This window comes from Caldisericota bacterium (assembly GCA_034717215.1).
Taxonomy (GTDB): domain Bacteria; phylum Caldisericota; class Caldisericia; order Caldisericales; family Caldisericaceae; genus UBA646.
This window is the reverse complement of record JAYELD010000127.1, coordinates 1-6,656: the sequence shown is the minus strand read 5'-3', so window position 1 is coordinate 6,656 and position 6,656 is coordinate 1. Positions and strand designations below refer to the sequence as shown.

Below are 6,656 nucleotides of genomic sequence, written 5' to 3'. Positions count from 1 at the left end.
AGAATATTCTACCGACTATGGAAGGTGTTAATTATGAGAAAGCAAGAATTATTAAAGAAAAAACGGAGATCTACCTGTATGAAAAACTACTTTTAGGGTGTTGACTTTATCACAGTATCTGGCACCAAATAAACAATAAAAAAATGGCCATGCTCTTGTATCCGACTACCCTCTCCTAGCGGTATGACAGCAAAAAGCTCCAGTGAGATATTCCTACGGCACATGCTACACCCTCTTACCGCTGCTTCTTTCCAGATCTCACGGGGTTCAAGGGTTCACATTGCGCAGGGTCCCACCTTCAACACTTTTTAACTGACTCCAGCCTAACAAAAGATAGGCCTCGTACAAGTTTTCAGCCCCGGTATAGCAGATTCCGGGTTACAGGGCACTGCTAGCTCCCCACTTTAGCACAGCCATTATATTATAACAAAAATTTGAAATTACTCTATGGGTTATTTTCAGGAAGTTTCAACAAAGGAAACAGTAAACTAATTTCCTTGCCTTTCTCTACCTCAACAGTTGTGGAAAAAGGCAAATACCCATCTTTTTCAACCCTCACTTCGTAAATATTAGGTTCTATGTCAATTGCAGTGTGGGGAGTAGTACCTACTAAAACATTGTTAATATAGAGATTAGCACCTGTTGGTACAGAATCAATTGTTAAAAAGGTGTCTGCTTTTTTAAGTGTAATTTTTCGATTTGTGGTTTCACCCTTTATGGTCTCAATTTCTTCCTCATATGGCGTATAGCCATCTTTTTTTATGGAAAGCTTATATTTCCCCGGATCGATATTTTTAATTTTTATTGGCGTTATACCCTGTTCTTCATTATTTAAATAAACTTTTGCTCCCTCAGGGTCACTCACAATATCAATAGCACAGTATTGTGCTAAAAGTTCCGCGTCTATTTGTAAAATTTTGTATTCTTCTACATCTATTTCTTTTGACCAGGTGGTAAAATTTTCTTTCCTCACTTCGATAAAATGTTTACCATATAAAATATCTTCAAGTTTGATAGGTGTAAATCCCTTCTTTGCACCGTCAACATATACTTCGGCTTCTGTTGGATAAGATGTTATTTCAAGCGTAAATGTCGTGTGGCTGAGATTAGCAATAATAAGCTGTTTTAAGTTGTTTTTATCTAATTTTCGCTCAAAGATTTCTGTTTCATATCCTTCTTTTTTAACCTCAATTTCATACATACCCAACTTTAACCCTGATATCGTAAGAGGAGTTGCGCCTCTTAAAACACCGTCAACATAAACATCAGCACCTTTTGGGTATGAATCAATTGTAATAGCACCTGAGGCATTTGCGTTTAAAGAAACAATAAACCAGATCGCAATAAAAACAATTATTAAAAAAGCGATAATAAGCAGTATTTTTCCTCTTTTATCCATTGTTTGACTCCCAACGGGAAATAAACTCCCATATAGAATTTGCTACTTTTTCCGAGGCGGCAGTCCCGTCCACCACAACAAATCTCTTATTCTCTCTGGCAAGCTCAAGATACCCTTTTCTCACTTTGTCTAAAAAATCAATTCCGCCTCTCTCTATTCTGTCCTTTTCGGCAAGTCTTCTAAGTCCAATTTCAGGCAGGATATCTACGATGAATGTCAGATCGGGTTTTACCCCGGAAAGGATATTTTGATGAACAAAATTAATAAAATCAATAGGAACTCCGCGCCCAAAACCTTGATAAGCAACCGATGAATCAGCAAATCTGTCCGAAATAATAATTTTACCCTTTGACAAAGATGGTATAATAATTTTTTTAGCGTGCTCCTTTCGGTCTGCTGCAAAAAGCAAAAATTCCGATACTGAATTCATATTATCATTTAATAAAATCTCCCTGATTTTCTTACCTAAGGGAGTCCCTCCGGGTTCTTTAGTAAACACAACAGGACGATTCAGCTGATCGAACCGATCTTTAAGAAGCATTGCCTGAGTTGATTTCCCGCTTCCATCAATTCCTTCAAATGTGATAAATAAACCTTTCATCTTGCCTTCCTTTTCTTTGAATAAATTATTACCCTTCTATTAGGTTCAAGCCCTATCACTTCACTATTTAGCCCAAACCGGGCAATAAACGCCTGTTCTTCATCTCTTACTGTTTTATTTCCTGGAGGAAGCTCTACGCTTCCACCATTTCTCAGCACGCCTTGAATAATTTCTTCCAATTTTTCATAATCGATAACTACTTCCTTCAGTTGTTTTTTTCTTGTTCTCCTTAAAAAATCTTTAATATTTTTTAACGTATTTTTTTCAAGGATTTCCACTGGAATATCCATTTTTTGTGCTACTTCTAATATTTCTTTTTTCTTCATTAGTTTTTCTTTACTCACAAGAATAATATCAGCCCTGCCTATGTCCTTTACAACATGCATCGGCGCCCGTACCGAACGAATTCCCCTTTCAAGATAGCTCGTATTAATGCACAAAGGGAATATCGCCGTGCTTACTTCTTTTAGTACTGTAATTGTAAGGTCTTTTTTTTCGGTTAAATCTTTTTTCCCCGAGAGGCTGCTTATCGTTTTGATTTCAGGAGTTATAATAAATCCCCTCAGCAATGCATCAACCGTGTCGGCAAGGTTGCTATAAATGGCAAAAACTCCTCTCTCCCTTAACTCGATAAGTATGTCAAAAGTTGGGGGAGATTTTCTTTCAAGAATTGTCTTTTGCGTACCTCTTCTATCTGCCTCTTCATCCCCGAGTGTCACTGCAGTGATACCGCCTATAAGGTCCTGAAGAGTAGGATTTACAAGAAGATTTTCGATACTTGTTCCATGCGCAGTTCCTATTAGTCTCACGCCACGCTCTGCAATTGTTCTGCATGCTTTTGCCTCTTCAGAACGCCCTATTTCATCAATTATTATTACTTCCGGATAATGGTTTTCAACAGCTTCTATCATCACATCCTCTTGCCCTCGGTCAAAAGGAACCTGCATTCTTCGTGCACTGCCAATACCCGGGTGCGGAATATCGCCATCACCTGCAATCTCATTAGATGTGTCAACAACAATAACCCGTCTACCAAGTTCTTCACTAATAACCCGAGCAGCCTCGCGCAAAAGAGTTGTTTTTCCAACACCCGGCTTACCAAGAAGTAAAACATTTTTATCACCTTTTATAATATCACGTATCGGTTCCATTGTTCCATAAATTGCCCTTCCTACTCGAGAGGTAAGGCCAATGATATCCCCACGCCGATTTTTCACGGCAGATATTCTATGAAGCGTGCGTTCTATACCGGCACGATTATCCTTATCAAAATCACCTACATGTGATATAACAAAATCAAGTTCTTTTTTTGTTACAGGATCCTCCATGAGATAAACAGTCTTATCCGGAAAACGAGCTTCAGGTTTTCTGCCAAGATCCAAAACGATTTCAATCAGTTTGTCAAAATCGCCAATCGATTGCAGTGCTTCTCTTATAGCAAGAGGGAGTATCCCCAAAAAAACTTCTTTTTCAAAACTTTTTTGCTCGTCCATGTTTTTGTTCATTTCTTATTCTGCCTGCACCAAAAAAAAGTTTCTATCTCTTTCCTCACATCATCCATGTCTCCAAACAAACTAAAAAGCTCATATTTATCTGTGTCGATCTGAATAACAGGGGCTATTTTAAATTCACTCATCCAGCGATTGTACTGCTCATTAAGTTTTTTGATATAAGATCTGTGAATATTTTTTTCGTACACCCTTCCACGCTCTTTTATGCGTTCCATCAGCGTAGGAACAGATGTTTTCAGGTAGACAACCAAATTGGGAGGAGTAAGCGTCTCTACTATAAGGTCGTACGCACGTTTATATATTTCGTACTCCTTCCTGGAAAGCACAATTCTGGCAAATACTTCGGCATCCTCATAAATTGTTCTATCCAACAAAAGGTACTGTGCATTTGCTTCTGCTATTTTTTGCATTCTTGCTCGTTCTGTAAGAAAGAACAACTGTGAATAAAATGCCCATTTCTTTGAATCTTTATAAAAATCTTTCAGAAACGGATTTTTTGCTTCTGGCTCAAGAACAGATTGAAAATGCCATTTTTCTGATAGGTGTTTAGTCAGTGTAGATTTCCCTGCACCTATATTCCCTGCAATTGCTATGATAAATTTTGGCTTATTCACACCCTTATCCTTTGTTCGATGAATCTAAAAGGAAGCGATGAATGAGATAAAAGTTGTATATGAAATTCTTTCTCATTCATCTTGTTTCTAAGTACTTTTTCCTTAATTGCCATAATAAAATTAAGTCCTATAACACCCTTTAAGCTTTTTCCATTTTCAGTAATAATACTATTAATAAACCCATCTTTATTAAGAATAATTCTGTCTTCTTCGATAATCTTTTTAAATTCCTCAACCCCTATTCTGTTGTTAAACAGTTCATTCTCAATAAATGCCTTGAGTAGTATACTGTACTGGTCATATAAAAAAGCAAGTTCAAACTCATCCCCATACTCATTTTTTAATCGACTGCTCATCACTTGCTTGACATAAATTTCCCAACCCGCGTTAAAAAAGGGATTCACAAAAAAAGCTCTAAATTGAGATTTTTTTCTTCTTTTGATTTCGGATTCGTAACTTTTTCCCGGGTACCCAAGAGAAACAAGTTTAAGCACAAGTGCAGGAAGCGTCATCTGGGAAGTAAATATCAAAGGGATAACTGTATGGGTATCAAATGGTCCGACAGGAATAATGATGCCAGGACTAATTCCTTTAACAAAATCAAATACTCTATTCTCACTTTGTAGTATAAGTTTAAACTCTACGGAAAGATCTGTCTGCCCAAATATGCTTTCACCTGTGCTCTTAATATGATCAAAAATTGCAGATACCTGCTCAATCGTAAATAGCTTCTTTTTGTCCAATACATCCTTAATAGTATCGCTACACGACTGAGAAATCTTTATCGATCGGGCTTTTTTCCCAATGCGCTCGTGTAAAGTGGAAAGTCGGTTCTTCAAATTGACTCGAACCTCGCTTAATGGAGAATTTCCCATATATTCTCTCTTCAGTTCTTTTACAAAACTTAAGCTTCTATTTTCCGGAAAAAGAGTAATATTATCAATAAAATTCAGCATTTTTCCTATTTCGCCAAGCGCTTCCACCTTTGCTGTTTTAAAATCGTCTTTGCTGTCTCCATTGCTTTTTCCCAAAAGATAGCCACTAAATTCATCAACAAATGTATTTAAAAATTGCAATTCTTTAAGTGCTGCCGCTTTTTCAAGGTAATTTGAAAATTGCAGGTTTTCCTCAATCCCTTTACGCATTGACTTTATTGCAGATAGCCTGTCAAGAAAATTTTTGCTTCGCACATTAAAGGGCGCATGAGAACCAAAAGCAGAATAAAGCAAGCCATCTTTAATTGTAGAAGTATACATCAGTGGATTTATTTCATATTCTTTTTCGTTTGCCACCCAATTGAGCTCGCTATCAACTCGCTTTTCAAGCAACAAATAATCAAGTTTTCTTCCCTTTTTTACTTTTATTTTTGAAAGAAAGAGTTTTTTCTTGATGCTTTTAAGTTCAGCTGTCCAGCTATCAAAATCCATTTTATCAAAGCTGCCAAATTTATAATCATATCGGTGTATTCCTAATTTAGTAGCTTTTACAGAAAATCTATACAAAAACTCTTCAAAATATTCTTCAAATATTTTATCCAGTGCTGAATTAAAGTTCATTTGTTATATTTACCTCGCCATTAATATTCATTATGTTAAGCATAAGCTTGTAGGCAACATTGGTTGCGCTTTCCTTTGATTCAAAATTTACTTCCACAGGAAATCTGTTTTCTGAAATTTTAATTTCCATATTCCCATTCTCCCAGGCAAAATAAATCACATTATTCTCAACCTTTATTTCGTTAGGGAGGTCAGCTGGAAAAATTAAAGTCAATAATTCTTGTATTGGAATAAATACTATATTTCTCTCATAAAGAGCCTGTTTCTCTTCAGCGGTAAGTGGCCCTTCAACAAGTAGATTGTCGTCGCTTTTATACATCTGGCTATCAATAGACCATATTTTCATGTCGGAACCCGAAAAATCACCATTGCTTTCAAAAAAGAAATTTTTCCCGTCACATTTAGCTACAAATTCTTGACTTTTGCTATTCTCTCCAGAAACAGTTAAGTAATATTCATACTCATAGCTTGATACCCCGTCAAAAATATCAAAAATCTGTCCTTGAATCTCCTCATAGCTAGCGGTATCCAAAAAAATTCTTGCACTTGAATAAAATATCGCAAATGGCAATTGCACAGTTTTTTCATTGTAACCAAGGCGAAAAAGCTTCACTTTCTCAGGAAATGCCGTTCTAAAAAAAGATAAATTTCCCTGATAATTTGTATAGTAATTGCTTTTGCCCCTTGTCGCAGAGGCAAAAGCAATTGGCTTCCCATCATCCTTACTGTATATTGCTATCCTACTGAAGGAACAACCAATCAGAAGCAAACATAAAACAACTAATAAAATAAATTTAATACTGACTTTTTTCATACTTGCTCGGGTTGAAACTCATCAGGAACCACAAGATTCATTATGTCCCGGTAAACCCATCTCATAAATCTTTTGTATCGATTGTCAATGATGATTTCAGATTCATTTTCTTCCATTAAATTTGTCTTTAGTTTAATCAAATACTGTCTTTTTTTAAGAGA

General features: G+C 36.3%; 6 protein-coding genes and 1 other RNA gene. All 7 read right to left on the bottom strand.

Features of this window, described 5'->3' with window-relative positions; genetic code table 11:
• Window positions 1-147: 147 nt before the first annotated feature.
• Window positions 148-413, bottom strand: an RNA gene (ffs, locus tag U9Q18_05340) — signal recognition particle sRNA large type.
• A 32-nt stretch (window positions 414-445) separates the two neighbouring features.
• The gene (locus U9Q18_05335) at window positions 446-1,399 is read right to left on the bottom strand and encodes a PEGA domain-containing protein (protein ID MEA3313781.1); all 954 of its coding nucleotides are present in this window, start codon (window positions 1,397-1,399) and stop codon (window positions 446-448) included.
• Window positions 1,392-2,000 (bottom strand): dTMP kinase, encoded by a 609-nt coding sequence (tmk, locus tag U9Q18_05330; GenBank protein ID MEA3313780.1) that lies wholly within the window; start codon window positions 1,998-2,000, stop codon window positions 1,392-1,394. Before tmk ends, U9Q18_05335 begins: the two co-directional genes overlap by 8 nt.
• Window positions 1,997-3,505 carry an AAA family ATPase gene (locus U9Q18_05325; protein ID MEA3313779.1) on the bottom strand — a complete coding sequence of 503 codons (1,509 nt, stop codon included), beginning with the start codon at window positions 3,503-3,505 and terminating at the stop codon, window positions 1,997-1,999. The genes tmk and U9Q18_05325 overlap by 4 nt, the downstream gene beginning before the upstream one ends.
• The gene (locus U9Q18_05320; protein ID MEA3313778.1) at window positions 3,502-4,125 is read right to left on the bottom strand and encodes a deoxynucleoside kinase; all 624 of its coding nucleotides are present in this window, start codon (window positions 4,123-4,125) and stop codon (window positions 3,502-3,504) included. Before U9Q18_05320 ends, U9Q18_05325 begins: the two co-directional genes overlap by 4 nt.
• Window positions 4,122-5,681: a hypothetical protein gene (locus tag U9Q18_05315; protein MEA3313777.1), complete on the bottom strand. Its 1,560-nt coding sequence runs from the start codon at window positions 5,679-5,681 to the stop codon at window positions 4,122-4,124. The genes U9Q18_05320 and U9Q18_05315 overlap by 4 nt, the downstream gene beginning before the upstream one ends.
• Window positions 5,671-6,495 carry a hypothetical protein gene (locus tag U9Q18_05310; GenBank protein MEA3313776.1) on the bottom strand — a complete coding sequence of 275 codons (825 nt, stop codon included), beginning with the start codon at window positions 6,493-6,495 and terminating at the stop codon, window positions 5,671-5,673. Before U9Q18_05310 ends, U9Q18_05315 begins: the two co-directional genes overlap by 11 nt.
• Window positions 6,496-6,656 lie beyond the last annotated feature (161 nt).